1 protein-coding gene, 1 tRNA gene and 1 rRNA gene are annotated in these 3,218 nt (G+C 53.2%); all 3 read right to left on the bottom strand.

Annotation, left to right across the window (positions count from 1 at the left end; translation table 11 throughout):
* Positions 1-2,771: ribosomal RNA gene (locus AB0947_RS42700) — 23S ribosomal RNA — on the bottom strand; the annotation flags it as partial.
* Between the two features lie 207 nt (positions 2,772-2,978).
* Positions 2,979-3,054: transfer RNA gene (locus AB0947_RS42695), tRNA-Ala, on the bottom strand.
* Between the two features lie 63 nt (positions 3,055-3,117).
* Positions 3,118-3,218, bottom strand: a 101-nt coding sequence (locus AB0947_RS42690) for a DUF5999 family protein (protein ID WP_366755743.1), incomplete at its 5' end; no start/stop codon positions are given.

Raw genomic sequence — 3,218 nt, 5'->3', positions numbered from 1 at the left:
GTTTCGCGCTTAGATGCTTTCAGCGCTTATCTTTTCCGCACTTAGCTACCGGGCAATGCCATTGGCATGACAACCCGAACACCAGTGGTGCGTTCACTCCGGTCCTCTCGTACTAGGAGCAACCCCTCTCAATCTTCCAACGCCCACGGCAGATAGGGACCGAACTGTCTCACGACGTTCTAAACCCAGCTCGCGTACCACTTTAAATGGCGAACAGCCATACCCTTGGGACCTACTTCAGCCCCAGGATGTGATGAGCCGACATCGAGGTGCCAAACACCGCCGTCGATATGAACTCTTGGGCGGTATCAGCCTGTTATCCCCGGAGTACCTTTTATCCGTTGAGCGATGGCCCTTCCATTCAGAACCACCGGATCACTAAGACCTACTTTCGTACCTGCTCGAGCCGTCACTCTCGCAGTCAAGCTAGCTTATGCCTTTGCACTAACCTCACGATGTCCGACCGTGATTAGCTAACCTTCGTGCTCCTCCGTTACTCTTTGGGAGGAGACCGCCCCAGTCAAACTACCCACCATACACGGTCCCCGACCCAGATAATGGGCCCAGGTTAGAACGTCAAGCACGACAGGGTGGTATTTCAAGGATGGCTCCACTGCAGCTAGCGCCACAGTTTCATAGCCTCCCACCTATCCTACACAGACGAACTCAACGTTCAGTGTAAAGCTATAGTAAAGGTTCACGGGGTCTTTCCGTCTTGCCACGGGAACGCTGCATCTTCACAGCGATTTCAATTTCACTGAGTCTCGGGTGGAGACAGCGCCGCTGTCGTTACGCCATTCGTGCAGGTCGGAACTTACCCGACAAGGAATTTCGCTACCTTAGGACCGTTATAGTTACGGCCGCCGTTTACTGGGGCTTCGATCAAGAGCTTCGCCTTGCGGCTGACCCCATCAATTAACCTTCCAGCACCGGGCAGGCGTCACACCGTATACGTCCACTTTCGTGTTTGCACAGTGCTGTGTTTTTATTAAACAGTTGCAGCCAGCTGGTATCTTCGACTGGCTTCAGCTCCATCCGCAAGGGACTTCACCTACATGCCAGCGTGCCTTCTCCCGAAGTTACGGCACCATTTTGCCTAGTTCCTTCACCCGAGTTCTCTCAAGCGCCTTGGTATTCTCTACCTGACCACCTGTGTCGGTTTGGGGTACGATTTAATGTTACCTGATGCTTAGAGGATTTTCCTGGAAGCAGGGCATCAACTACTTCTGCACCGTAGTGCATCGTCATCACGCCTCAGGGTTAGTATGCAACCGGATTTACCAGGTCACACCCCCTACACGCTTAAACCGGGACAACCGTCGCCCGGCTAGCCTAGCCTTCTCCGTCCCCCCTTCGCAGTAACACCAAGTACAGGAATATTAACCTGTTTCCCATCGACTACGCTTTTCAGCCTCGCCTTAGGGGTCGACTCACCCTGCCCCGATTAACGTTGGACAGGAAACCTTGGGCTTTCGGCGTGCGGGTTTTTCACCCGCATTATCGTTACTCATGTCAGCATTCGCACTTCTGATACCTCCAGCAACCCTCACAGGCCACCTTCAACGGCTTACAGAACGCTCCCCTACCCAACAACGCCTAAGCGTCGCTGCCGCAGCTTCGGTGCATGGTTTAGCCCCGTTACATCTTCCGCGCAGGCCGACTCGACCAGTGAGCTATTACGCTTTCTTTAAATGATGGCTGCTTCTAAGCCAACATCCTGGCTGTCTATGCCTTCCCACATCGTTTCCCACTTAACCATGACTTTGGGACCTTAGCTGGCGGTCTGGGTTGTTTCCCTCTTCACGACGGACGTTAGCACCCGCCGTGTGTCTCCCGTGATAACATTCTTCGGTATTCGGAGTTTGCATCGGTTTGGTAAGCCGGGATGGCCCCCTAGCCGAAACAGTGCTCTACCCCCGAAGATGAGTTCACGAGGCGCTACCTAAATAGCTTTCGGGGAGAACCAGCTATCTCCCGGTTTGATTGGCCTTTCACCCCCAGCCACAAGTCATCCGCTAATTTTTCAACATTAGTCGGTTCGGTCCTCCAGTTAGTGTTACCCAACCTTCAACCTGCCCATGGCTAGATCACCGGGTTTCGGGTCTATACCTTGCAACTAATCGCCCAGTTAAGACTCGGTTTCCCTACGGCTCCCCTATACGGTTAACCTTGCTACAAAATATAAGTCGCTGACCCATTATACAAAAGGTACGCAGTCACACCACGAAGGTGCTCCCACTGCTTGTACGTACACGGTTTCAGGTTCTATTTCACTCCCCTCGCCGGGGTTCTTTTCGCCTTTCCCTCACGGTACTGGTTCACTATCGGTCAGTCAGGAGTATTTAGCCTTGGAGGATGGTCCCCCCATATTCAGACAGGATGTCACGTGTCCCGCCCTACTCATCGAACTCACGACCTGTGCATTTTAGTGTACGGGGCTATCACCCTTTACTGCGCGACTTTCCAGACGCTTCCACTAACACACAAGCCGATTCAGGTTCTGGGCTCCTCCCCGTTCGCTCGCCGCTACTGGGGGAATCTCGGTTGATTTCTTTTCCTCGGGGTACTTAGATGTTTCAGTTCCCCCGGTTCGCCTCATGCCACTATGTATTCATGACATGATAGTGTGTCGAAACACACTGGGTTTCCCCATTCGGGTATCGCCGGTTATAACGGTTCATATCACCTTACCGACGCTTTTCGCAGATTAGCACGCCCTTCATCGCCTCTGACTGCCTAGGCATCCACCGTGTACGCTTAGTCACTTAACCTCACAACCCGAAGATGTTTCCATCGTTCGTGCTGCAAACATTTGAGAGACTCTATGACAGGTTACTCTTCATCCCAGTACATCTACGGAGGGATAAATTTCAGCCGTCATGTTTCAATTTTCAGCTTGTTCCAGATTGTTAAAGAGCAAAATACTTCGCAGCATACTGTCGCCAATATACTCTGAAGTATTGAAATACCGGACTATATGGTGGAGCTAAGCGGGATCGAACCGCTGACCTCCTGCGTGCAAGGCAGGCGCTCTCCCAGCTGAGCTATAGCCCCATACAGTCACGTGCAGTACCTTTTCCACTTCGAAGAAGTGGTAGGCCTGAGACCGTGCCGCCCTCAGGTGGCGGTCATCACCTGCTCCGCTCCCAGCGGGCGGTGCGGGGCGATGACGCGGCCGTCGGGCAGCAGCTCACCCGTGTCCTCGAAGAGCAGGACGC

Origin of the sequence: Streptomyces sp. NPDC047841 (assembly GCF_040704085.1) — a bacterium.
GTDB lineage: Bacteria > Actinomycetota > Actinomycetes > Streptomycetales > Streptomycetaceae > Streptomyces > Streptomyces argyrophylli.
The sequence above is the reverse complement of the archived record's forward strand: the minus strand, read 5'-3'. Positions and strand labels throughout refer to the sequence as shown.